Source organism: Butyrivibrio sp. (assembly GCF_024699075.1).
The window spans coordinates 1-24,984 of the sequence record NZ_JAILQF010000214.1 but is presented as its reverse complement, the minus strand read 5'-3'; the positions used below and the strand labels follow the sequence as shown (position 1 = coordinate 24,984).

Below are 24,984 nucleotides of genomic sequence, written 5' to 3'. Positions count from 1 at the left end.
TGTATGGTAAAAGACTTTTCGTTTTGAAGAAGTGAAAAAGCATCCTGTGTATACTCTATTCTTCCTGCAAGTCTTTCAAGTGCAGTCTTTATTATCACTGCATGATCAAATGCCAGGTTATCTTCTGAAATCGAAAGGCCTTTATTTACAAGTACCAGCTTATCCTCATCCTTATCTATCTCATATATCGCTGCATCCGCTCCTGCTATAGCTTCAAGCTTTTGAATAGGAACAAAAGCCATATAAGATATTGAGATAACCCTCATTCTCGGATCCCTGTCAGTATCTCCAAATGATCCAAACTGGATGATCGGTAGACCGCCAACGCCTGTTTCTTCCTGAAGCTTTCTTGCTGCTGCCTCGTCTATTGATTCATCCATTCCCACGAAGCCTCCGGGAAGTGCCAGATGATCCTTATAAGGATATCCACTCCTTTTTATAAGAAGTATTGAAAGTTTCCTTTCTTCTGACATTGTAAATACTACTATGTCTGTAGTAACTGATGGCTTCTTATATTTACCCGGATTATAATTTTTTAAAAATTCTTCTTCCTCTTTAGATTCCGGTCTATACATTCCCGTCCTCCTTTGTTTTCATATGGTCGCTTTGACTATATATAATATAGTCTATCTGACTATATTATGCAAGAGTTAATTTTATACAAAAAAGCGATAGCATATTGGTATGCTATATAGTCATATTGACCATATAACATGCAGTCTCATCTTCTCTGACTATTTATCATAAAATAAAGCATCCTACCAAAAAGCAGCAGATAATCACACAATTATCTGCTGCTTTAAGCCTGAGATGTTACAATTTACAGGATGTAAATTGTATATAGTATTTATTTAAGCTCCAAAGAATGCTTCGTAATCTTCTTCGCTGCCCATCTGCTCGACTGCAGACTTTATAAAATCTGTAATAGCATCGTCTTCATCAGCATCTTCTACCTGTGTTGTATATACAAAATTAGGTGTATCATTTTCTGCTATGAATATTGCATATCCATCCTCAAGCTGGATAACAAGAGCTGTAAGTTCATCTCCATAAACAAATGGATCTTCATTCATCTGAAGTGGCTCATCAACATCGTGAAATGCCATATAGATGTCATTTACAGCGTCTGCAATATTATCTTCATCAATATCCTCTGAATACATGCCATCAGCAGCTACTCCTATTAATTCGCCATCATCGTTTTTGACATTAACATAAGACATACCATAAGGATCTTTTATAAGTCCTTCTTTAAGACTGTAATCCTCAGGGAATTCAAACTCAACATGGTTAAGTTTAACCTTATTATTATTGACAGTTACCGTTATTTTGCCTGTTTCTGATAATGTTGTTTCAGTAGCCACTCTGCAAGCACAAAGCGAAAGCGACATTGCCATTATTGCTACAATCTTAATTATTTTTCTCATCTTTACCGTCCTCCAAAATAAAATAATAATATATGGGATTTATATTTAACGCCCACAAGTCATGCCGCAAGGCACTTATAAATACTACCTCATTTAGTACTTCTTGTGTTCGCAATCCGACGAAATGTCTGTTTTATGGGATGAATGGTACATTTTGTAATACATTTATTTATACATTCCGCAAAACATAAAAAAGCCATGACGCTAAATCTCGTGAATATCGAGGTTTTTAAGCGCCATGGCTTTAGTTTTTCAGATAAAAAATCATCCCTCAAATACAGGATGGAAAGCATCCATGCACTTTACTGTACCTTTTCTTGCTTCCTTAGGGCAGCAAAGGGCAAGATATCTGTCTCCTGCTATCTGCTGAACATTCGGTCCAAGATCAGGAAGAAGACATGTTATTGCACGTCCTCCAAAGTTATTGACCATCTCATACAAGATACCATAACGAAATCCAAGTGTTAGAACTTCGCTATCCTTGGTCATATAGTTATAAGCAAGGAGTGAGAATGTTACAAAATATCCTTCATATAATTTAAGAAGCGCCCACTTTATAAGTTCAGGATTAGAATCAAGCATTCTCTCTTCATCATATTTGTGAAAATAGAAATCGCAGATTCTCTCGTGTCTGTAAGATGGCTTTCCATTAGTCCAGCTTGTAACAAAATCACACTGAAGCTCGCAGTATAAATTTCTTGAAGAGTAATCCTTAGCTCTTCTCTTAAGTTCTTCATACGCACGCTCAAGAGCAGCACCTGCACGAGGATTCTTTAAAGCAACCTTGTCCCAGTTATCATTAACATAAGCAATCTTAAGATTGTTATCAAGGATCATTCCCAGATTATAAAGGGCAGGGAATTTATATTTGCCATAAGTGCGAATATATTTGGATGCCATGCGAATGTATGTTCCCGACTCAATTGTCCTTATATTCTGCATAAGAGACACAAGATCAAAGATGCTGCCTGTCATATGAGCAACGCTCTCTTTAGTCTCTGTGCAATTCATCTCCTGAAGGATAAGATTTGCAACATCGCCCTTCTTAACAAAAAAGTCAGCCATTTTATCCGCATCGTTCTTGCGAATTATTTTGAAAGATTCTGTAAGATTCATGGAAATACTCCTCCCTGAAACAATAACTATAATTCCTTTTGTGCTGCATCAAATTTTATTATCTCTTCACTAAAAGACTATTTCAAAAGCTAATCTCATCAGTAAATGCAGACCCCCATCTGCAAGTTCAATGCATCTTTTACAATATAAAGTAAAATGACTTCTTCATGCAACGTCAATTCTGTAGAAATATGGCTGAAATTTTTAGAATAATGTTAGGAAGAATTTTTTAGCAAAAAACGTGGCCCCATTATAAAGGGCCACGCAATCATGATAATAATCACATTATTATTTTATTTGATAATTGCACAAAACAAAGACTTCTATTTTGTTCAAAATCACAAGGATGTCTTTTAACATGTGATCTACTCATCATCTTAAGATAATAGTTTTTCTGGCTACATCGTTATAAAGATAATGTTACAGATTTTAGTAATAACATGTGACAGTAATACCATGTGACAAGTGCAGGATCAGTTCTTAAATGAATGAACAGGAGCAGGGATTCTTCCGCCTCTGTTTACAAATGCGCTGCAGTCAAATGAATTAACAGGCATAATAGGTGCATGTCCAAGAAGACCACCAAATTCTACACTGTCGCCGACTTTTTTGCCAATGCATGGAATCAGTCTGACTGCTGTTGTCTTCTGATTGATCATACCAATAGCCATCTCGTCAGCAATGACACCAGCTATAGTTGTAGCCTTTGTATCACCAGGAATTGCAATCATATCAAGACCTACTGAACATACACAGGTCATAGCTTCAAGCTTTTCAAGTGTAAGAGCTCCTGCTTCTACCGCATCGATCATACCCTGATCTTCACTAACAGGAATGAAAGCACCCGAAAGTCCGCCAACATAAGAAGATGCCATTACACCACCTTTTTTGACCTGATCATTTAAAAGAGCAAGAGCTGCTGTTGTTCCAGGTGCACCGGCATGCTCAAGACCTATCTCGCAAAGGATATCAGCTACTGAATCACCGATAGCAGGTGTTGGAGCAAGTGACAGATCCACGATTCCAAAAGGAACTCCAAGTCTTTTTGAAGCTTCTTTGGCAACAAGCTGTCCAACTCTTGTAACCTTGAATGCAGTCTTTTTGATAGTCTCACAAAGGACTTCAAAATTCTCGCCGCGAACTTTGGAAAGAGCTGTCTTAACAACACCAGGGCCTGATACGCCGACATTGATGATCCTGTCAGCTTCTGTAACGCCGTGGAAAGCGCCTGCCATGAACGGGTTATCATCAGGAGCATTGCAGAATATAACAAGCTTGGCACATCCGTTAACTTCTATATTCTCAGAAGCTTTGGCTGTATCAAGTACCATATCTCCCATGAGACGTACTGCATCCATGTTGATTCCTGTCTTGGTAGAACCCACATTAACGGAAGAACAGATAAGTTCTGTCTGTGAAAGAGCCTGTGGTATGGATCTTATCAAAAGCTCATCAGCCTTGGTCATTCCCTTACTTACAAGTGCAGAATAACCGCCAATGAAGTTAACACCTACTTCATGAGCAACCTTATCAAGAGTCTTTGCAATCTTAACAAAATCTTCCGAAGTCTTGCAGGCTGCGCCGCCTACGATGGCTATAGGTGTTACAGATATTCTCTTATTAACGATCGGTATACCATATTCCTTGGATATCTGCTCTCCTGTTGCAACAAGGTCTTTGGCTGAATTGTAGATCTTGTCATGGATCTTCTCACAGAGCTTGTCAAGATCAGAGTCTATACAATCAAGAAGACTTATGCCCATAGTTATTGTACGGACATCAAGGTTCTCTTTTTCTATCATATCATTGGTTTCAGATACTTCTGTAATATTAATCATGTGCTTCCTCTTTCTTTAAAGGTGTAACTTTGCCTGGTTACAGGATGTAACTGTACATATCCAAAAGTACATGGACGTATTTCTATATACTTCTATGTACTTTAAATCCTATGCATTGAATCGAATATATCTTCACGCTGCATTTTGATCACAACGCCCATCTCATTACCAACTTTGGAAAGCTCTTCTTCAATTCTTCCAAACTCAGCATCACGGCCTGTTACATCTACGATCATCATCATATTGAAATAACCTGAAACGATTGTCTGTGAGATATCAAGGATGTTAACCTTCTCAGAAGCCAGATATGTACATACTCTGGCGATAATGCCCACGGTATCTTTGCCTACTACAGTTATAATTGCTCTTTTCATGACTGCTTCTCCTTTATATTTCAAATAACATGATAAAATGTCAATTGACATCCTATTACAACATTTTTATAAGTCAACAACTCAATCTATAACAGCGCCGTCTATAATAAAAACTCCATCCCTAAATCGTAATAACAACGCTATCACTAAAACGCAATAATAACGCTATATCTAAATCGCAATAACAACGCTATAACTAAATCACAATAACAACGCTATAACTAAATCACAATAACAACGCTATCACTAAAACGCAATAATAACGATATAACTAAATCGCAATAACATTCTTTAAGATCAGATCTCAATTACCTGCGATACTTCGCTTCTCTTTGCTACGTAAAGAGGTATATCAGAACTATGGTAAGGATTATCCCCCATATCTATAGCAAGTCTTACTGTCTCATATGCAAGTTCCGGAAGATTGTTCTTGTCAGAAAGATGACCAAGAACTATTCCTTTCATATGGTCATTTAAAAGCTTGCATAAAAGTTCTCCCGACATATCGTTAGAAAGATGTCCCTGATTACCTGCTATTCTCATCTTAAGCTGATACGGATAAGGTCCTGTCTGGAGCATTCTTACGTCATGATTAGCTTCAAGAAGAAGTGCATCCATATTCTGAAGACAGCTTACTATATAATCATCATAACAGCCAAGGTCTGTTGCAACCGCTGCCTTTCTGCCTTCACATTGTATTCTGAATCCTACAGGTTCTCTGGCATCGTGTGATATTCGCATGGGATTTATTGTTATGTCACCCATAAGAACAGGTTCATCACTTCTTATAACATGAAACTCTTTGTCGTCCATCTCGTGCTTCTTATCAGCTTCTCTTATTCCCTGTATGGTTCCTTTTGTTGCATATACGGGAATATCATATTTTTTCAGGATAAGACGAAGAGCAGCTATGTGATCAGAATGTTCGTGTGTAATAAAGATTCCATTAATATCAGGAAGGTCAATATCAAGGCTGTTAAGACCATCTACTATCCTCTTCCTGCTACATCCTGCATCAATCAGAATATGCGTATTTGCAGAACCAATATAGGTACTGTTCCCACTACTGCCGGATGACAGACTTACAAATCTCATACTACCCCCGCCCTCATTTTAATCTCGTTCCCTTTTACTGGATGTAAATGGTACATGTACTATAGTACAGAATACATCAATTTGCATAATAATTCATCATAAATCTTCACCAAAAAAGAAGCCTTTAAAGGCTTCTTTTTGATGTTCTGTATTTATTTTCTCCAGTATACTTCGATGTTATCGCCTTCACTTATCGGCTGCATGTAGTTTGGAGATCCGCCGTTGAGCATTGTCACAATGCCTCTTCCTTCAGGTTTACTCAAATCAAAGTCAATATAATCAAATACATCAACGAAGATATAATTAGCCTTATTATGAAGTGTTACAGGTGATCCATTGACAAGTACATGAAGGTCATGAGCCAGGATGTTTTTGACAGGTGTTGTCGAATCAACCGCTTCATCCATAGCACTTTGATCAAAGTCCTTATCATCTGCTATAGCTGCTTCGCCGGCATTTTCAAAAGCTTCCTCGTTCTCCTGCTCCATAGCAACAACGTCGGCATCAGGAATATCCCTGTAATAGTCCATAAGAGCATCTTCTCTTGACTTAAACTCAACCTTGAAGTTCTCATAAACAGGTGTATCCAAGTCTCCCTCTTCATTGTTGATCATAATAAGAGTATCAGGAGTGATCTCTATATCAAGGAGCTTGGCGATCTGCTCAGCCGTATCATAATCAAGGATCTTAACCTCATCACCAGGCTTTATCTTGTAATACGAAGTTTGCGGCTGCCCATCAACAGTAGCAAACCTTGATGCCATAACTTCCTTGCCATCAACATTAACTTTAAAAGTCGACTTAAACTCTGCAAGTGAACCAATCTCCATCGTACCGGGATCACCAGCTGTAGATGGCTTAACCTCAATAATATCGTTGGCGCGGATCTTACTATGAATATCTGCAGGCTTACCGTTAAGCATGATAACAGCTGATTCTCCGGGCGAACCTGCAACTATTTTCTCCTCACCATTTAATGTAAACTTTAGAGTCTGACCTCTCTTTGGGAAAAGATCTTCATTAGGAAATGCAGCCTGCATGGCAGCATCCACGATCTGAAGTTTACCATTATCATATATCTTGGTCTGAGCGCCATTAAATGATACAAATACAAAGTTATTGGTATCTTCATAATAGCTCATGCATATACCAAGAGGCGTTACCATAAGTGAGTCTCTGGCAAAGTTACCTGCATTTAGAAACTCAAAGTCCTTCATGACTTCTTCGCCTCTTAGTGCAACTCTTTCTTCAGATATATTCATATTCTTGGCTATAGCCTGTGTATAACCGCTTACACATCCGCCGCCTCCGACTACGAATACAGCACTTACAGGTTTATCACCATTTAAACGTTTTATCTCTTTGGTAACTTCATCAGCCATCTGATCTACTAAAGGCTTTATGGCACCGTCAACTTCATCCTTGGTGATGGTCTTTTCAAGGCCCATGATATCTGTATAGGTAACAGTATCACTACGGGATGCATCAATCTTGATCTGATCAGCAGTATTGAAATCAACAAGACAGTGATGAGCAATCGTCTCAGTAAGATGATCTCCTGCTGTAGGGATCATGCCATAAGCTGTTATAGTTCCGCCGTCCGTAACACATATATCAGATGTTCCTGCTCCTACATCAATAAGAGCAAGATTTAGTAGTCTAAACTTTTCAGGGATTGCAACCATGATAGCAGCTATAGGCTCGAGAGTAAGATTTGCAACTGCAAGATCAGCTCTCTCACAGGCTTTATAAAGACCATCAACAACGTCATCAGGAAGGAAAGTAGCAATAAGCTCTACCTTAACTTTGCCGCCATTGTGACCTTCAAGATTACTGATCTGATAATCATTCAAATAGTAATGAAGAACTGAATAGCCGACCAGATAGAATTTAAGATCTGAATCATTATTTTTCAGAAATTCCTGATAAGCCTGTTCTACAGCCTTGGAATCCAGATTGTAGATATCCTCATCAGTAATAGACCTTGAATCATCAAGGACCTCTTCGTAGGAAGTCTCGACTGTGCGAAGAACACGACCTGCAGCTGCTATACATACATCAGTAAGATGTATATCAGTCTCAGTTTCAAGTTCATTCTTGATAGTCTTAATTGTCGCTCCAACCTTGCCTATGTCATGAATCTGTCCATCGAGCATGGCTCTTGTTTCATGACCTCGGGATTTCTGAGCAATGACAAAAAACTTGCCGTCCTTCATATAACCTACAGTTCCGACAACATTTCTTGTACCAATATCAAGGCCGAATACAACGTTTTGATCTTTCTGTTCCAGACTTGGCATGTTCTGTGCCTCCTGCAATGACATAAAAAATCACAGTATCGTCTCAAATAAATCTATTCAAATAGTAATGGAACTTATAACCCTACACTCTTATATCGGCTGAATATTTTAAATACTTAACTCTTTTTAGATGAAAGATGTTCATCTATCTGTTTAAGAGCAGCTTCAATACTGCTACTGTTATCTACCACAAAGTCGCAGTTTCTTCTAAACTCTTCTTCAGATAATTGTGCTTCAAGGATATTGTCGATCTTCTCGTCAGAATATCCTCTCGCCTCTTTAAGACGCAGTCTTCTTACCTCTTCGCTGGCATAGATGTACCACAGCTCATCTACGATATCTTTATACCCGTTTTCAATAAGAAGAGCTGCTTCTACAAAAAGATAATCTATTTCGTTTTTAGCTCTCTCATTGGCTATGACATCTTTTATATAATCATTAGTTGCAGGATGAAGAATATCATTTACCTTTTGTAACAATTCATCATCTTTAAATATAGCCTGGGCCATTTTCTTTTTATCGATTTCGCCCAAAGAACCATCTGTTTCTATTAAAAGAATTTCTTTTCCTAAAAGCTCTACCAGCTTATCATAAGCAGGCATTCCCTTTTTCTTGACGTCATTAGCCACATTATCGGAAAAGACAACTTTGCAATTATACTTATTCAATACTTCTGTAAGGAGGGCGCTCTTACCTGCGCCAACTCCTCCTGTTACACCTATAAGTTTCATCTGTTCTAACGCTCCGACAGGTCTTTATTGTCTTATAAAGTAAGTATCAAAAGTAGCAAGTTATACCTGATACAAAACTTATGATCACTTAGCGCATGGCAGTAACTGTTACATCATATTTGTCATTTACAAAGGATCCATAATCTATGATCACTTAGCCTCAAACCAGTCATTACCTACACTGCATTCTGCAATAAGCGGCACTTTAAGATCTGCAGCCTTCTGCATTTCTTCTGTGAGAAGGTTCTTTACGATCTCAACTTCATCAGGTGCTGTCTCAATAAGAAGTTCGTCGTGGATCTGAAGGATAAGCTTTGACTTAAGGTTCTCTTTCCTAAGTCTCATAAATACCCTTATCATAGCGATCTTCATAATATCAGCAGCAGTTCCCTGAATAGGCGCGTTCATTGCAACACGCTCGCCGAACGCTCTGCGCATGAAATTGGATTCCTTAAGTTCAGGTATAGGCCTTCTTCTTCCGAATGTTGTGATGCTGTATCCATGCTCCTTGGCAAAAGAAACTGCGCCCTCCTGATAAGCTTTAACACCGGGATAAGTCAGGAAATATCCTTCCATGTATCCCTTAGCCTCTTCTCTTGATATACCAAGATCATTAGCAAGACCAAAAACACTTATTCCGTATACAATACCAAAGTTAACAGCCTTGGCATTTCTTCTCTGGGTATCTGTTACTTCATCAAAAGGTGTATGGAATACCTTTGAAGCTGTTGCTCTGTGAATATCCTTACCTGATCTGTAATCCTCCAAAAGACCTTCATCAGCGCACATATCTGCAAGGATCCTCAGCTCTACCTGGCTGTAATCGGCATCTGCAAATACATATCCATTCTTTGGAACAAATACCTTACGTATAGCACGTCCAAGTTCTGTACGCATAGGAATATTCTGAAGGTTAGGCTCTGAAGATGATATTCTTCCTGTAGCTGTGATCGTCTGATTGAATACAGTATGGATCCTGTCATCTGATTCAATATAGTCTGCAAGGCCGTCAGCATAAGTGCTCTTAAGCTTTGCAAGTGCTCTGTACTCAAGGATGTCTCTGACAAAAGGATGCTCAGGTGCAAGCTTTTCAAGTACATCAGCTGAGGTTGAATAGCCGGTCTTGGTCTTCTTGCCTCCCTCATATCCAAGCTTTTCAAAAAGTATAACCCCAAGCTGCTTGGGAGAATTGATATTGAACTCTTCTCCTGCTTCTTTATAAATATTCTGCTCAAGCTCAGCTATTCTTCCGGTAAGCTTATCACCATACTCTTTTAGAGCATCACGTCTGCAGATAATTCCTTCTTTTTCCATAGCAAAAAGGACATAAGATAGAGGCATTTCGATATCTCTCATAAGATCTGACATCTTGGTCTCTTCAAGCTTCTTCTCTATAATTCCTGCTGCAAGAAGTGCGGTATTGGCAACTTCTCCTGCATACTCTACTATCTGCACAAGTGCATCTTCCGGAAGGATATCAGTTCCTGCTGTCTTCTTGGACTTCTTCTTGGTATCTTCCGGCATAGGAATTCCAAAATCAAGTGTCATCTGCTTTGGAACTTCAATCAGCTCTTTTAACAAGCTCTTACCAAAACGCTCCTTATAGCTCTTCATCATCCTTCCAAGGTACTCTGATGCTATATCTTCAGGAGCATAATCGTCCTTTAAAGGATTTATAAGATAAGCGCCTATAAGTATATCAAAATTGCCTTTTTCCTTCTTATGGTCAATTTCATAAGGAGTATAAAGGTGGTATGTATTCTTGATATCAAAGGTTGCAAGTCTGCAGTCTTTGGACAGCTCTTCCAAAACCCTGCCTGCATATTCCTTTGTGAATTTCTCTGTCTGTCTGAGAAAATATGCTTTGCCTTCTTCAAATGATATTCCAAGTCCCAAAAAGTCATCATCATCTTTGGAATCTTCAATTACGCTATAGCCTATGAATCTGTCATCATGACCTGCGGCATAATCGCTGGCAGCCTTAACTATCTCCACAACCTTGTCAAAAGATGTTACGGATTCAGCTTCAACTTTCTGAGGAACACTTTTTGAGATACTTTCTATATCAGACTCTTTGCCTGCAGCAGAAGATACGCCTTCTTTTGTACCAGCTTCCGAAGCTCCGCCAGCATTAGCAGATTCGTCTTCAAGACTTGAAAATGCATTATTAACAACTTCTTCAGAGAACTTTGACAAAAGTCTCTTAAAGCCAAGTCTCTTATACTCTTTGTATGCATTTTCATTCAAATAGTTAACACGCTTTGCACTATCCCATGGAAGTTCAAAGTCAGCATCAGTCTTTATAAGAGCAAGTGTATAGGAAAGGTCACAGCTTTCTTTATTAGCCTTGAGTGACTCTCTTATGGCATTCTTGGTTATCTCTTCTACATGCTCATAGATTCCTGCAATTGAGCCATAAGTCTGCATAAGCTCCTTGGCAGTCTTAGGTCCAACCTTTGGAACACCAGGAATATTATCAGAGGAATCTCCCATAAGAGCCTTAAGCTCTACAAACTTTTCAGGTGTTACGCCCCATTCATCTATAACTTCCTGAGTATGATAACGCTCCACAGTTGTCTGACCGCCCTTGGTCTTAGGATTAGCTATGAGAATATTGTCACTGGCTATCTGCAAAAGGTCACGATCACCTGAAACAAGAGTTACTATCATGCCCTGAGCTTCTGCTCTCTTTGCAAGTGTTCCTAAGATATCGTCAGCTTCAAGGCCCGGCTCTTCATAGCGCCTTACGCCCATAGAATCAAGTACCTCTTTAAGAAGCGGCACCTGCTCATGAAGCTCTGCCGGCATAGGTTTACGTGTTCCTTTATACTCTTTGAATATATTATGTCTGAAGGTAGGTGCACTTGTATCAAATGCTACAACTACATAATCAGGATTTTCTTCATCAAGAAGTTTGAAAAAAATATTTAAAAATCCAATTACCGCATTAGTATGAAGCCCTTCGGAATTGGTAAGATCAGGCATGCCATAAAATGCCCTGTTAAGAATACTGTGTCCATCGACAAGTAAAAGCTTTTGTGTCATAGTTGTCCTCTTTCTATAGATATATTCCCAGGAACGAGCCTGGGAATATCGATAATTTCAGATCATCATGATCTGTCATGAACTTTGTGAATCTGCTCTGTCGTAAGTATTGTACCATAAAAATCCTTGGTACTGCATCCGGCACGTCCTCCTCCGGCACAAGCGCACGCACAAGCACAGGCACATCCGCCACCGCCGCCGTGACCACGGCCACTGGATGTGTAATAAGTATGAACTGTATTATCCAGCTTGCTATACTCTATATGGTGCTCCTTGCGGTACTTGCGCATATAGTCGCCAAAAGAGTTCTCCGTAGCGAACGTATCCATCTTACCTTTATTGTAAGCATCAACTGACCAGAAAAATGCCTTGATGTAGAAGATCAGATATCCAATAAAAGGCCATCCAAAGATAAGAGCAAAGAAGGCGATAAAGCCTACCGCTAGCATTACATCTTCTGTCTTATCTTCCTTAAGCTCTTCTGAATAGGTATCATCTGTTTCAAAAGCTTTGTCCGGAAGGTCGATGGTTGTTTTGAACTTCTCTCTTGCAGAAAGGGAGCTGTAAAAAGATACAATGCCATCATCTTCTTTGATCTGGCCATCCATGCATCTTGGTTCGATATCTCCATCAATTTCGGATACATCCCATCTTACTTCGACATACTCAACATCGATCTCATCAAACCATCCGGGTGTAAAATCGTAACGCCTTATAGATCCTGTCTCGTGATATAACTGATGTGCGTGTATGGAAAAAGAGAAATCTATGATCTGACCTTCCTCGTAGGAATCATCAAAATCGATTCGTACAAAATCTCCGGAATCGCTTATATACTTGATCTTATCTATGTTGTCAGATAAAGCCTTGATATCTTCTGTGAATTTATTTGGTATACCTATCTTAACCCAGGATACCTTATCATCATCAGAATCAAGCACAAGCCAGCGAATATCATAAGTAAGGTATACAGATCCATCGGTCATGTCAGGCCTTACATAGATCACATAATAAAGAATTTCATCAAGGTTATCTGTATCGTAGCCGGATATATCGAAATAATCTCCGTCTTTGTAATCAGAATAGTCGTAATATAAACTGCTATTATCCTGGACCTCAGATTCTTCGGAAGTTTCGCTTCTAGTGACCTCTACAACTTCGCTACTAACAGACTCATTATTCTCAGTTTCATTATCCTGAGTATCATCATCAAAAATAATGATCAGCAAAAAAACCAAAATAAAAATTCCAAAATAAAACGCAGCTATCCACTTTAATACGCTTAGTATTCCATTTAATGTGCCCTTGTTGCGCCTTCTTTTTGCTCTACGTTTACTCATTTTCTCCCTGCTTCTCCTGTAAAATCACTACTATTTGCCTCGCTTAAAGGACATTTCTGGAGCATCTTGGCTGATTCGCCGCGGATAGATCTGCACTTTTTGCTATTCCAGATCTTGTCCCAGGAATCTTCAAGTATATTTCCTAGTGGCTCTTCAGAAAGAGAGCTCTGGCAGGGAACAACTTTACCGCTTGGTGTTACAGCCATATTGCTGAGGCATGCTCCGCAGGATGGAACGTTCAGACCCATTTCGCGAAGTTTTTCTTCAGAAACCTGTCCTGGTGATGTAAACTGGATCTCCATCTCATTTTCTGCGCAGTAGGTAGTCGCTTTTTTCAAAAGATCTGTAAGTTCAGATTCGGATAGCTGATCTGCCTGCTGGGCACTGCGAACAGCATTGCCGGACGGTATCATGCCAGAGCATGTAACATAGATAACTCCAAGGCTGTGAAGGAATTCAAGTGTCTTTTCATAATCAGCGTTGAGCGAGCAAAGCGGAGTATTGATGCTAACAGAAAGGCCTGCTGCGATAGCATTTCTGATGCCTTCAACTGTTTTATCAAAAGCTCCTGCGCCTGTAAGATTCTCGTGAACTTCTTTATCATGAGAATAAAAAGTGATCTGAACTGAGTCAAGATCAGCCTTACGAAGGCCTTCACACAGCTCTTTTGTCAGATTTATACCATTTGTATTAAGCCTTGTTACGAACCATCTTGCATGAGTTATTAGCTCGCACAGGTCATCTCTCATAGTTGGCTCGCCGCCTGTAAAGGTCAGCTGCGGGATGCGGGCATCGTAGCAGGCATCAATTACATCTATCCAGTCCTGCGTAGAAAGCTCTTCTTCTGATGATGCGGCCTGGCCTGCAGCATAGCAGTATGCGCACTTCTGGTTGCAGTTCCATCTGCCATCCTTAGTCATGGCGCTTACCATAAGGTCCATTCTATGCGGCGCTGTCATGTTTGGCGCATACTCTCCGATTGAGAGAAGTGGGATATTCTCTTTGGTATATCCTGTAAGTGCCACATCCTCAAGCATTCCAACAAGGCGATCAAGATCTTCTGCGATCATGTCTTTAGGCACTCTTGGGTAAACCTTTTGAACACATTTGTAGGTATCTTCAAGAAGCTCTTTTAACTGATCGTCACTCATAACACCTTCGCCGAAGGCATTAACATGACGGATGAATTCTGTGAGAAGAATTGCCTGAGACTCTCCAAGTGGAAGGAGGTACTGGCCATTGAGAACGCAGATGGATGGCGCGTTCTTGACAAGAAAGAATTTGGGAGGAACAAGGTGTATACGCACAGCTCCCGGTCCGTTTGGATTAAGGGTTGTATGCGCAACTTCGTTCCAATATTTTAATTCATAACGTTTTTCTAACAGCATAGGTTAAGTCGTCCTTTTTTAATTTGCTTTATCTTTTAGTTCAAACGTGCAATATACAATTTTGTCTTGCTATTCTTATTTTTGTTTCGTGCTTTTATATACTTTATGAATCTGCTCAGTATTTAGTATTGTACCATAGAAATCTTTGGTGCTGCATCCGGCGCGTCCGCCTCCTGCACAGGCGCAGGCACATGCACAGGCACAGCCGCCTCCACCATAACTTCTTCCGTGTCCGGAACCACTGCCTTTTATATCCTCATAAAACTTATGGGCTTCTCTTTTTATCTCTTCATATTCAATTTCGTGTTCCTTGCGAAATCTGCGCATGTAACCTGCTATTGATGATTCGTCCTGGCACAGATATGTTTTACCTTTCTGATATGAATCAACTGACCAGATAATAGCTTTAGCATAAAATACAAGATACGCGATCAAGGGGCATCCAAAACAAAAAGCTAAAAATCCAAAAGCATGCACAAACCAGAACATATATCCTGAAAGATCTTCCGAAATCTCTTTTTCGTAAAGATCATCATTATCAAATGCGCTATCCGGCATCTTTATGATAGTCTCAAACTTGCGGCCTGCATTCAACGAACCGTAAAAAGATATGCTATTTTCAGTTGTCATAAGCTTGCCATAAGGACATTGAGGAATGATATCTCCCTCGATTTCGGAAATATCCCATATAACCTCAATGTTATCAATATCAATATCATGGAACCATCCCGGAGTGAAAGAATAGAGTCTGTTTGAACCATCCTCTTTATATAATCTGTGGGCATGGATTGAAAAAGAGAAATCAACAGCCTGACCTTCCTTGTAGGAATTCCGAAAATCAATACGTACATAATCTCCTGAATCATCCAAATAGCCTATCTTGGATATATTATTGCTAAGAGCCTTTATGTCTTCTGTGTATTTATTTGGTATACCTATCTTGACCCATGTAAGTTTTTCTTTATCAGAGTCAAGTACAAGCCAGCTGATATCATATGTTATATAAAGTGAACCATCAGACTTATCAGGCTTTACATAGATATCATAATCAAGTATTTCATCAAGATGATAATTGTTAGATTTGGATGTATCAACTATTTCTATAGGGTCTGAAGAAGGCGATTTACAGATATTACGAAATCCATTACCAAAAAGAACTACTATACCCGATCCAATGAGCATGAATAAAAAATAATATATTCCAACTACAAATATTTTACTTGCGATTTTATTTATTGGAGAATGTTCCCAGATTACTTTTTTACTCTCAGCCATCGAATTTTGAATTAATTCATCATAGTATTTTTTTCTTCTCTCCTCGCGCAGTTTTCTCTCCCTGCGTTTAACCCTCTTATTTCTAGCCATTTTTTATTCCCCAATTTCTTAAATAAACTTCTTCACATTGGTGACAGACACGCAATTTTACTTCTCGAAAACTGCGATTTCCGGAATAAGTGCAGCGTCATATGTTCCGCCAAAATCAGAGCAAAACCATGGCTCTTCATCTTCATTGGCGAACCATATTTCTCCGTAAAACTCGTTATAATCTCCGTCGTATTCATCACCAATATAGAAAAAGCCTTCTTTTTGTCCATCACCATCAAAGTCATCAACAAAAGAAATGTTTTTTTCTTTTCTTTGAAGTTCTGACTTAGAAAGGATTGCTTTTAAAGCCGCCTCTTCGTCAAAAACTTCTTCTGACGTCTCATCATCCGCTTCTTCAGATGAAGTTTCCAGGCTACTATCGCTTATATCTTCGGCTGATACTTCTATGTTTGATTCTTCAACTGATTCTTCAGCATTTGATTCTTCTATGCCTGATTCATCTATGTTTGATTTATCAAGACTAATATCAGCACAACCAGTTAAAAGAACTGCGGCTGAAGAAGCACATATTATAAACTTTTTGTATAGATTATATTTCATATTTTCTTCCTTTCCTGTTCATTTGACTAATTGCCGTATAAGTGGATTTTACTAGCATTATTTGCAATTAACAATCATATCTGATGAAACGTAATTTTATTACGACAAAAAAACAAATGCCTACCGCCACGGTTACAAAACATGGCGATAGGTATCTTTATGTTTTATCACTATTTACTCAAAATCTTTGATCTTGGAAGCATCAAGTCCGAACTCTTCCGGAAGGAACCTTGGACATACATTATCTTTAGTTGCGATAACAGATGCTGCAAGTCTTGTTCCTATCTCACAGGCTTCTTCGAAAGTCTTGCCATATGTAAGACCAATTGCAACTCCTGCAAAGAAGGAATCTCCGGCACCTGTTGTATCTGTTACTACAACCTGCTTGGACTTAACATATCCTGACTCGCCTTCGCAAGTAGCATATACTGAACCTTTCTCTCCAAGTGTTATGACCATCCTCGGAATCTGTGATGCTTTCAGCTTACATACAAGTATCTCTCTAAGCTGATCAGGCTCCATATCATCATAAACATCTGAGAAGAAAATTCCTGCTTCCTGCTGATTGCAGACAAAGCATGCACAGTTTTTAAGAAGATCTCTTCTCTCTACCGCTATAGTCATATTTGAAACTACAGCATATACCTTTTTGTCATACTTTGATGCAAGAGCGAATACTTTCTTAAGTATATCTTTTTCCATATCAAATTCAATAATGATACTGTCAGCTTCCTTGAATATCTCATCACCCTGCTCCTCAAGGATTCTTCCTATCTCGCTAAGATCAGGACGCTTTGAGATGGATGCGACAACATCACCTGAATTATCAAATACCGCAAGCCAGGAACCAAGTCCGTCTTTGACTTTTCTGATATATTTGGTATTAACTTTATGATTTCTAAGCTTATCAACTACATCATTGCCAATACCTGTATCATCCACAAGTCCGACAAATGTGGGCCTTAGCTCGACATTGGCTATATCCTCTGCAATATTACGGCTTACACCGCCATGTACCTGAATTACATTACCAACATTTCTTCCTCCGGCAATGTACTGCATGGAAGGATAACCCTTAATATCAACAAAAACTGCACCAATTACAACTATACCCATTACTACTTTGATTCCTTTCAATATGGTTCAATGTCTGTTAAAGGCCTCAAGTTAAGTACTTCAAAAAATGATCAACTATAAAGCCTCATTAGAAAAGCAGACGAAACGTTAACACAAAAAGAACGATAAATTCAGCTACTACAACGGCCCTAAGTACCCAGGAAAATCTTTCGAGTCTGTAAAGCCTGTTCAAACGAGCATGCGCCTTCGAAAGCTTTTTGTCAAGTTCTCCCGACAGATTGAACTCATCACCTTCGCTAAGGCTCTGAAGACCTCTGTTGACAAGAAATTGAATAGTCAGCTCTTCTTTACAAGCAGGGCAATTGTCGATATGCTCCAAAAACTCTGCCAGTTCAAGGTTATCAATTGAATCATCGAAAAAAGAGGGTATGCACCGCTCAGCTTCCTTATGTGTCATATATGCCTTTCTATGAACCCTTAATGGGCGAGATCAAATGAACAGCGTTCAATCAATCTCTTGATGTCAGCCTAGCTTCTGTTCTCCATGGCAACAAGATTCTCTGCACCATGCATCTTACGAAGCTTAGGTTTTTCTATTTTGCCTGTGGCATTACGTGGTATCTCTTCAAAGAAAATTGTCTTGGGTCTCTTATATCGTGGAAGTCCCATACAATATTCTTCGATTTCTGCTTCTGTACATATCATACCATCTTTTACTTCAATTATGGCAGCTGTTTTTTCACCGAGTCTTGTATCTGGTATTCCAATAACAGCTACATCCTTGACTTTATCGTATGTTCTGATGAAATTCTCTATCTGAACAGGATAAATATTCTCTCCGCCGCTTACTATAACATCCTTCTTACGGTCTACAAGGAAATAGAAGCCGTCCTCATCCTGCATGGCCATATCACCTGTATAAAGCCATCCATCTTTGAGGATCTTGTCTGTCTCTTCCGGATTGTTATAATAGCATGTCATAACGCCAGGTCCTTTAACGCACAGCTCTCCGACATCACCATTTTCAACTTCATTATCATCTTCATCAACTATCTTGCACTCCCAGCGGTATCCGGGAACTCCGATAGCACCGACCTTATCAACATTCTCAACTCCAAGATGTACACATCCGGGGCCTGTTGATTCAGAAAGGCCGTAGTTAGTATCATACTGGTGATCAGGAAAATATTCAAGCCATCTTTTTATAAGTGATGGTGGAACCGGCTGAGCTCCTATATGCATAAGCCTCCACTGATCAAGTGTATAATCAGACAATTTAAGTCTTCCGCTGTCAAGAGCATCAAGAATATCCTGAGCCCACGGAACAAGAAGCCATACTATAGTACACTTCTCGGAAGATACTGCAGATAATATAACTTCAGGTGTTGCACCCTTTAAGAGCACAGCCTTACTTCCTGCAAAGAGACTTCCCATCCAGTGGAACTTAGCTCCTGTATGATACAAAGGCGGTATGCACAAAAATACATCATCACGTCCTGTACCATGGTGTCTTGCTTCCATCTCTGCAGCCTGAGAAAGGCTCTGATGCTTATGAAGGATAGCTTTTGGGAATCCCGTTGTTCCTGAAGAAAAATAAATTGCGCCATAATCATCATCCGTAATAGGAAGGTGCGGAGACTTACTTGAGCAATCAGCCACGAGCTCTCGATAGCTTTCTGCAAAGCTTGGGCAATTGTCTCCAACATAAAGAAGAAGACGCCCCTTTGAAAGGCGCTCAGCATAGCTTTCAATACGTCCTATAAATTCAGGACCAAATACTATAATGTCAACTTCTGCCAGTTCCGCACAATACACAATTTCTTCAGCATCATATCTGAAATTGAAAGGCACTGCGATAGCACCTGCTTTAAGTACCCCAAAATAAACAGGAAGCCATTCAAGGCAGTTGTACATTATTATAGCGACTTTATCATTTTTCTTGATACCTCTGCTTATGAGAAGATTAGCAAATCTGTTAGCCTTTTCATCAAAGACCTTCCATGTGATCTCTCTTCTGTAAGGTTCAAATCTGGTTGGCTCTATAAGATCGTATTCCTTCCAAGATATGCGTCTTGTGTCAGCCATCTCCGGATTGAGCTCTACTAGCGCTACTTCATCCGGATATAATTTTGCATTTCTTTCAAGTAACTCTGTTACGGGCATAGCCTGTGGTCCCCCTTTAACCTTTTATTGATGATGTGTCAAAAGAGTCTGTTTCCACCATAAGATAATCTCTCTTTTTCACTTTAACGCATCAACGTATAATATTAAAGTTATCATAATTACAACATATCGTCAAGGTTGTGACTTCCGATTCTTTCGTATTTTGAAATGGTAATAAAAAATGCAGGTGGCTTTCCACCTGCACTTTTTATTTTATCAGTCTTTTCCGGTAACCTTGGTTTTAAGGATCTTAAATCCGCGCTTTATAGCATAAGGTCCAACCATCTTGAGCTTGTCTTCAGATCTTACCATGGTACTTGCCTCAGGAATATCCCTTGTTATGTGGATTGCGTCGAATTCACACTTAGTAGTACAAAGTCCGCATCCTATGCAGCGATTAACATCTACTGTTGTAGCACCGCATCCAAGACATCTTCCGGCCTCAACCTTAACCTGCTCAGGCGTGAAGGTAAGGCGCAGATCTTCAAATGTATCCTTGGCTATTCCGGCTTTCTTTCCTGGAATCTGACGCTTTGCATTATCGAACTGTTCAACATGAATATCATCCTTATCAAGCTCTATGAATTCTCGTCTGTCTCTTGCAAGATCAAGTCTGTTACCAGGATGAACGAAACGGTTGATGGATACAGCGCCTTCGCGGCCTCCTGCTATAGCATCAATTGCAAACTTAGGTCCTGTGTATACATCACCGCCAGCGAATATATCAGGTTCATCAGTCTGAAGAGTCAGAGGATCAGCTATAATGCCGCCGTTTGGTCTGAGTTTGACCTTAGTTCCTTCAAGGAGCTTGCCCCACTGTATGGACTGGCCGATTGAAAGAAGGACATTCTCACAGGCAATCTCTATGGTTTCATTCTCATCATACTGAGGATTAAATCTTCCGTCAGCATCCTTGACCTTTGTACATTTCTTGAAAATGATCCCTACGACTTTACCATTTTCAACTTTGATCTCTTTAGGCCCCCAGCCGTTTCTGACTTCAATGCCTTCTTCTTTTGCTTCTGCAACTTCGTCATCTGCAGCCGGCATCTCATGCTCGCCTTCAAGACACAGCATGGTAACCTTGGAAGCACCTGCTCTTACAGCTGTACGAGCAACGTCGATAGCAACATTACCACCACCAACTACTACAGTTTCGCCATGAATCTTAATGGTGTTATCAAGGTTTATTTTCCTTAAGAAATCTACACCGGTCATTACTCCGTCTGCATCTTCTCCAGGAACTCCTGCAAGTCTTCCGCCCTGACATCCTACTGCGATAAAAAATGCTTTGAAGCCCTGCTTTCTTAATAAGTCGATCGTTACATCTTCTCCTACATTTACACCTGTCTTAAACTCAACGCCCATCTTGCGTATTACGTCAATTTCAGCATCAATGATATCTTTTTCCAGACGATATGAAGGGATTCCATTCATGAGCATTCCGCCTGGACGCTTCTCTTTTTCAAAAACAGTAACAAGATATCCGTCGCGGCGAAGGAAGTATGCGCAGGCAAGACCTGCAGGGCCTCCACCAATGACTGCGACCTTAAACTCATCGCCCCACATGCCGCCATCATGCTTTTCACATAAAGGAACATACCTGTCCTCTTTGTTAAGATCAAGCGAAGCTATGTACTTCTTGATCTCATCAATTGCAAGTGGCTTATCAATAGTTCCTCTTGTGCAGGCATCTTCACATCTTCTGTTACAGATAGCACCACAGATCATAGGGAAAGGATTGTCCTGTTTGATAAGCTTAAGTGCATCATCAAATCTTCCCTCGGAAGCCATCTTGATATAACCCTGAACAGAAAGGTGAACAGGGCAGGCTGTCTTACAAGGCGCTGTACCTGTATCATAACAGTTTATCTTGGCATCATCTCTGTAGTTATAATTCCACTTATCAACGCCCCACTTCTTGTTGTCAGGAAGCTCTGTCTTTGGATATGTTACGCTGCTGCCATCCTTCCTGCAAAGCTTCTGTCCAAGCTTTGCTGCTCCAACAGGACAGACTTCAACGCACTTACCGCAGGCAACGCACTTATCCTTATCAACATGTGCTCTATAAGCAGAAGCTGACAAGTTAGGAGTATTGTAAAGCTGTGATGTTCTAAGAGCATTACATACGCCTGGAGCGCAGTTACATATAGCAACTATCTTGCCTTCTCCATCTATGTTTGTGATCTGATGAACGTATCCATGTCTTTCTGCACGCTCTAAGATCTCATAAACCTCTTCTTTGGATACATAATGACCTATTCCGCGATCATCCATGTATTCAGCCATATCGCCCATTCCGATACAGTATTCTCCGCGGATCTCTCCACTTCCTTCACCTCTCATGGTCTGCTGCTTACGGCATGAGCATTCTGATATTCCGAATTTGTCATACATATCGATCCATCTGGAAAGATGTTCAACAGGTACAGACTTGCTTTCTGCACTTATAGCCTTCTCTACAGGAATGACATGCATACCTATTCCTGCTCCTCCCGGAGGAACCATCTGTGTAATTCCACCAAGCGGAAGCTGAGTCATAAGGTTAAAGAAGGTAGCCATCTCAGGATAAGCATCTGTAACTGCATCCTGCATCATCATAAATTCTGCTGATCCAGGTACAAATATAGGAAGCTCATACTGAAGGTGCTTATCAGGAGTCTTGGCCCTGTTCTGCTCGATGATGCCAAGCCACCTCAAATGCTCTACCATCTTCTGAGTGTCCTCCCGGGACATATTATTCATCTGTGCAAGTTCAGGCACACTGTACGGTACACGGGTTTTCTTGAAATTCAGAAGGAATCTTACTTCTTCCTTTTTAAGAACATGATCCAGCATCCAATACTCCGGATCACGATTATTGAGTTTGCCGGTAAGCTTTTTAACATAACGATCTGTGATCAGAGTCGCAAGCTTAAGTACCAGCTGTTCTTTCTCCGGATCCTCTGCAACATAATCAGGATCCTGCCAGAAATCCCTTTCATTGATCATAGGGTCTCCGGGCTTCCATTCTGCCATACTTTTTCCCATAGTTTCTTCTCCCTAAGAATACATTGATCAGTTATTATTGATTGCCATAAATAATAACGTAATAGATTAAGATAAGATGTATAAATGTCTTATGTGTAAAGACACTTAAACACCTTACTCTTATACCTCTATTCTACTATATTCCGTTCAAAAATCCTATTAGAAACTAGGAAAATTCTGCATTGCAAAGCCCTATACCACGCCTATGCCTTTAGAAAACTCAAGTTGTATGGATGTTTTTTCGTTGATGACATTGCATTTTTCAGTCTGCAAAAAGATGTTTTAGTATATCTTTTATGTACAGTTTGTAAGATGTTTTAGTATGTCCTGTACGCGCAGTCATAAGATAGTATTTTAGTATATTCTGTATGCTCAGCCATAAGATAGTATTTTAGTATATTCTGTATGCGCAGCCATAAGATAGTATTTTAGTATATTCTGTATGCGCAGTCAGTAAGATGATCATTTACCATACCGATAGACTGCATAAAGGAATAAGTGATGACAGGACCTACAAATGATATTCCAAGCTTCTTAAGATCTTTACTCATTTTTCTGGATATTTCCGTCTCAGTGGGTATATCACTTGCCTTTTCCCATCGCCCGATTATCTGCTTTCCTTCTGTATATGACCAAATAAATGAATCCAGACTACCATGATCTTTAATGATCTTTTTTACTGCTATAGCATTATTTCTGACACTGAATATCTTATTCTTGTTTCTGATAAGCCCGGTATCATCCATAAGGCTGTTTAGATACTCATCTGTTAATGAAGCACACTTATCAATATCAAAGTTGAAGTATACCTTTTGATACTCTTTTCTTTTATTGATAATAGTCCTCCAGGAAAGCCCAACGCTCTGCCCCTCTAAGCAGAGCATCTCAAAAATATATCTGTCATCATGTGAGATATGACACCACTCATGATCATGATACTCTATAAGAAGAGGATCATTTGCAGCCCATAATCTGCAATCACTTTCTTTAGTCATAATTATTCCTTTCGTTGTCGCAAGGTGAACTACTCTTTAGCAAGAGCCGTCACTCCATTTGACAATAATAATTCACTAAAAAATTATCCTACGATGTTCCCCCATGTCCCAAATCATTTTCCAGTTCCTCTACACTGTGCGTATGTCCATGTTTTCCTTCATTGATCACATGAACGTGATCATGTGAGTGAACAATAGTATGTGTATGTGTAGTGCCGTCATGTGTATGTATTATCAGATGTGTGTGTGCATGTTTATGGCTATGTATCAATGTATCCCTAACAATAAGGACAGTTCCTGCGATCATTATTATCAGCGCAATAATAAACATCAGCGTGAATCTTTCTTTCAAGAATACACTTGACAGTGCCACTCCGATAAACGGGGCGATTGCATAATAAGCACTAGTCTTTGCTGCCCCCAGAGTTTTCTGTGCCCTGATATATGTAAATATGCTAAGCCCGTATGCAACAAATCCAAGCATCATTATTAATGCAATATATGAAAATCCGGGGATGCTCTCTCCAAGCACCATAGCAACTATGAACGATCCTGTTCCTGACCCGATTCCCTTTATGGTCACTATCTCATAAGTGCTTTTTCCGGATATCTTTCTTGTACAGTTATTTTCAAGTCCCCAACAGACAGTCGCACCAATGACAAATATCGAACCCAATGAAAAAGAAAAGCTCCCTTCTCCCGAAATTGAAAGTACTATACTTGCCACTGTAATAAGAGATATGGATCCCCACATTCTTGCGGATACTCTCTCCCGGAAAAGCCCATATGCGATCAACGTTGTTGCAACGATCTCAAAATTTCCAAGAAGTGATGCATTAGCTGCTGTCCCTAACTTCACACCTATCATCAGCAAAATCGGCGCTATAATATCTAAAACAACCATTGCCAGAGTATATGGTATATCCAGTTTCCCAAGCCTTTCTTCCCGGGATTCTTTTTTGGTATGAAAAATATACATAATACCGACACCAAATCCAGCTCCAAGGTATAGAAATGCCGCCATGAATGTCGGTGACACATTGTTAAGCAGCACTTTTGAACATGGTATGTTTATGGCATAAAACAATGCAGCAAGTACTGCATATATAATTGCATTCAGTTTCTTATAGTCCAAATCC

General features: G+C 39.7%; 19 protein-coding genes. All 19 read right to left on the bottom strand.

Annotated features, from left to right (window positions below; genetic code table 11):
• Nucleotides 1-575: NUDIX hydrolase (locus tag K6G87_RS08415; RefSeq protein ID WP_296835810.1), on the bottom strand; the 575-nt coding region annotated here is incomplete at its 3' end.
• A gap of 276 nt (nucleotides 576-851) precedes the next feature.
• The gene (locus K6G87_RS08410; protein ID WP_296835807.1) at nucleotides 852-1,427 is read right to left on the bottom strand and encodes a hypothetical protein; all 576 of its coding nucleotides are present in this window, start codon (nucleotides 1,425-1,427) and stop codon (nucleotides 852-854) included.
• 264 nt (nucleotides 1,428-1,691) lie between these two features.
• Entirely contained in the window at nucleotides 1,692-2,543 is an 852-nt protein-coding gene (locus K6G87_RS08405; protein ID WP_296835804.1) for a hypothetical protein, read from the bottom strand.
• A gap of 473 nt (nucleotides 2,544-3,016) precedes the next feature.
• A complete protein-coding gene (locus tag K6G87_RS08400) occupies nucleotides 3,017-4,381 on the bottom strand; it encodes a PFL family protein (protein ID WP_296835801.1) in 1,365 nt (454 codons plus the stop codon).
• A 101-nt stretch (nucleotides 4,382-4,482) separates the two neighbouring features.
• Nucleotides 4,483-4,755 carry an ACT domain-containing protein gene (locus K6G87_RS08395; RefSeq protein ID WP_296835799.1) on the bottom strand — a complete coding sequence of 91 codons (273 nt, stop codon included), beginning with the start codon at nucleotides 4,753-4,755 and terminating at the stop codon, nucleotides 4,483-4,485.
• A gap of 297 nt (nucleotides 4,756-5,052) precedes the next feature.
• Nucleotides 5,053-5,850 (bottom strand): MBL fold metallo-hydrolase, encoded by a 798-nt coding sequence (locus K6G87_RS08390; RefSeq protein ID WP_296835796.1) that lies wholly within the window; start codon nucleotides 5,848-5,850, stop codon nucleotides 5,053-5,055.
• Nucleotides 5,851-6,002: 152 nt separating this feature from the next.
• Nucleotides 6,003-8,150, bottom strand: coding sequence for a cell division protein FtsA (locus K6G87_RS08385; protein ID WP_296835794.1), 2,148 nt, complete (start codon nucleotides 8,148-8,150; stop codon nucleotides 6,003-6,005).
• Nucleotides 8,151-8,266: 116 nt separating this feature from the next.
• Nucleotides 8,267-8,881 (bottom strand): dephospho-CoA kinase, encoded by a 615-nt coding sequence (gene coaE, locus K6G87_RS08380; RefSeq protein ID WP_296835792.1) that lies wholly within the window; start codon nucleotides 8,879-8,881, stop codon nucleotides 8,267-8,269.
• Nucleotides 8,882-9,031: 150 nt separating this feature from the next.
• On the bottom strand, nucleotides 9,032-11,926 hold the full coding sequence (gene polA, locus K6G87_RS08375; RefSeq protein ID WP_296835790.1) for a DNA polymerase I: 2,895 nt from the start codon (nucleotides 11,924-11,926) through the stop codon (nucleotides 9,032-9,034).
• Nucleotides 11,927-11,991: 65 nt separating this feature from the next.
• Nucleotides 11,992-13,266, bottom strand: a complete 1,275-nt coding sequence (locus tag K6G87_RS08370) for a hypothetical protein (RefSeq protein ID WP_296835787.1) — start codon at nucleotides 13,264-13,266, stop codon at nucleotides 11,992-11,994.
• Nucleotides 13,263-14,654: a radical SAM protein gene (locus K6G87_RS08365; protein WP_296835784.1), complete on the bottom strand. Its 1,392-nt coding sequence runs from the start codon at nucleotides 14,652-14,654 to the stop codon at nucleotides 13,263-13,265. The genes K6G87_RS08370 and K6G87_RS08365 overlap by 4 nt, the downstream gene beginning before the upstream one ends.
• Before the next feature lie 75 nt (nucleotides 14,655-14,729).
• Nucleotides 14,730-16,019: a hypothetical protein gene (locus K6G87_RS08360; RefSeq protein ID WP_296835780.1), complete on the bottom strand. Its 1,290-nt coding sequence runs from the start codon at nucleotides 16,017-16,019 to the stop codon at nucleotides 14,730-14,732.
• 57 nt (nucleotides 16,020-16,076) lie between these two features.
• A complete protein-coding gene (locus K6G87_RS08355; protein ID WP_296835777.1) occupies nucleotides 16,077-16,580 on the bottom strand; it encodes a hypothetical protein in 504 nt (167 codons plus the stop codon).
• 174 nt (nucleotides 16,581-16,754) lie between these two features.
• Complete coding sequence (locus K6G87_RS08350; RefSeq protein ID WP_296835774.1) at nucleotides 16,755-17,696, bottom strand: PfkB family carbohydrate kinase; 942 nt, start codon at nucleotides 17,694-17,696, stop codon at nucleotides 16,755-16,757.
• A gap of 88 nt (nucleotides 17,697-17,784) precedes the next feature.
• Nucleotides 17,785-18,114 (bottom strand): anti-sigma factor family protein, encoded by a 330-nt coding sequence (locus K6G87_RS08345; protein ID WP_296835771.1) that lies wholly within the window; start codon nucleotides 18,112-18,114, stop codon nucleotides 17,785-17,787.
• A 71-nt stretch (nucleotides 18,115-18,185) separates the two neighbouring features.
• Nucleotides 18,186-19,820 carry a class I adenylate-forming enzyme family protein gene (locus K6G87_RS08340; protein WP_296835769.1) on the bottom strand — a complete coding sequence of 545 codons (1,635 nt, stop codon included), beginning with the start codon at nucleotides 19,818-19,820 and terminating at the stop codon, nucleotides 18,186-18,188.
• A 216-nt stretch (nucleotides 19,821-20,036) separates the two neighbouring features.
• The gene (locus tag K6G87_RS08335) at nucleotides 20,037-22,811 is read right to left on the bottom strand and encodes an FAD-dependent oxidoreductase (RefSeq protein WP_296835816.1); all 2,775 of its coding nucleotides are present in this window, start codon (nucleotides 22,809-22,811) and stop codon (nucleotides 20,037-20,039) included.
• Nucleotides 22,812-23,278: 467 nt separating this feature from the next.
• Nucleotides 23,279-23,845 (bottom strand): DNA-3-methyladenine glycosylase I, encoded by a 567-nt coding sequence (locus K6G87_RS08330; RefSeq protein ID WP_296835767.1) that lies wholly within the window; start codon nucleotides 23,843-23,845, stop codon nucleotides 23,279-23,281.
• An 88-nt stretch (nucleotides 23,846-23,933) separates the two neighbouring features.
• A complete protein-coding gene (locus K6G87_RS08325; protein WP_296835813.1) occupies nucleotides 23,934-24,980 on the bottom strand; it encodes a DMT family transporter in 1,047 nt (348 codons plus the stop codon).
• Nucleotides 24,981-24,984: the final 4 nt, after the last annotated feature.

Bases quoted from the DNA above. Each gene is read 5' to 3' on its own strand.
- K6G87_RS08335 (WP_296835816.1), bottom strand. From the start codon at position 22,811: ATGATCAATGAAAGGGATTTCTGGCAGGATCCTGATTATGTTGCAGAG.
- K6G87_RS08350 (WP_296835774.1), bottom strand. From the start codon at position 17,696: ATGGGTATAGTTGTAATTGGTGCAGTTTTTGTTGATATTAAGGGTTAT.
- coaE (WP_296835792.1), bottom strand. From the start codon at position 8,881: ATGAAACTTATAGGTGTAACAGGAGGAGTTGGCGCAGGTAAGAGCGCC.
- K6G87_RS08395 (WP_296835799.1), bottom strand. From the start codon at position 4,755: ATGAAAAGAGCAATTATAACTGTAGTAGGCAAAGATACCGTGGGCATT.
- K6G87_RS08370 (WP_296835787.1), bottom strand. From the start codon at position 13,266: ATGAGTAAACGTAGAGCAAAAAGAAGGCGCAACAAGGGCACATTAAAT.
- K6G87_RS08365 (WP_296835784.1), bottom strand. From the start codon at position 14,654: ATGCTGTTAGAAAAACGTTATGAATTAAAATATTGGAACGAAGTTGCG.
- K6G87_RS08360 (WP_296835780.1), bottom strand. From the start codon at position 16,019: ATGGCTAGAAATAAGAGGGTTAAACGCAGGGAGAGAAAACTGCGCGAG.
- K6G87_RS08385 (WP_296835794.1), bottom strand. From the start codon at position 8,150: ATGCCAAGTCTGGAACAGAAAGATCAAAACGTTGTATTCGGCCTTGAT.
- K6G87_RS08400 (WP_296835801.1), bottom strand. From the start codon at position 4,381: ATGATTAATATTACAGAAGTATCTGAAACCAATGATATGATAGAAAAA.
- K6G87_RS08330 (WP_296835767.1), bottom strand. From the start codon at position 23,845: ATGACTAAAGAAAGTGATTGCAGATTATGGGCTGCAAATGATCCTCTT.
- K6G87_RS08405 (WP_296835804.1), bottom strand. From the start codon at position 2,543: ATGAATCTTACAGAATCTTTCAAAATAATTCGCAAGAACGATGCGGAT.
- K6G87_RS08355 (WP_296835777.1), bottom strand. From the start codon at position 16,580: ATGAAATATAATCTATACAAAAAGTTTATAATATGTGCTTCTTCAGCC.
- K6G87_RS08345 (WP_296835771.1), bottom strand. From the start codon at position 18,114: ATGACACATAAGGAAGCTGAGCGGTGCATACCCTCTTTTTTCGATGAT.
- K6G87_RS08410 (WP_296835807.1), bottom strand. From the start codon at position 1,427: ATGAGAAAAATAATTAAGATTGTAGCAATAATGGCAATGTCGCTTTCG.
- K6G87_RS08340 (WP_296835769.1), bottom strand. From the start codon at position 19,820: ATGCCCGTAACAGAGTTACTTGAAAGAAATGCAAAATTATATCCGGAT.
- polA (WP_296835790.1), bottom strand. From the start codon at position 11,926: ATGACACAAAAGCTTTTACTTGTCGATGGACACAGTATTCTTAACAGG.
- K6G87_RS08390 (WP_296835796.1), bottom strand. From the start codon at position 5,850: ATGAGATTTGTAAGTCTGTCATCCGGCAGTAGTGGGAACAGTACCTAT.